1 protein-coding gene is annotated in these 244 nt (G+C 45.5%); it reads right to left on the bottom strand.

Annotated elements, in window-relative coordinates:
* On the bottom strand, window positions 1–184 hold a 184-nt coding region (locus U869_RS0104625; protein ID WP_025123586.1), incomplete at its 3' end, for a helix-turn-helix domain-containing protein.
* Window positions 185–244: the final 60 nt, after the last annotated feature.

Here is a 244-nt window from a genome sequence, read left to right on the forward strand (position 1 = left end):
ACTCGTGGATATGATTATCGACTGTTGTCTGATGCAACCGCAATGCCTGGGCAATCATGGCCGAACTCCAGCCTTCAGAGGCCAGCAAAACGGCTTTAATGCGATCACAAACCCGCTTATCACGGCTGGTATTGTGAAGGCGTTCAAGTTCCGCTTTTTGTTGCTCAGTAATGAATATTTTCATGTGTGACAGAATGATCTCCTGACGTCTGAAAATCAAGCATCTTCAATGATCACGGGTATA

Source organism: Serratia sp. H1w (assembly GCF_000633355.1).
In the GTDB taxonomy this organism is placed as follows: Bacteria; Pseudomonadota; Gammaproteobacteria; order Enterobacterales; family Enterobacteriaceae; genus Chania.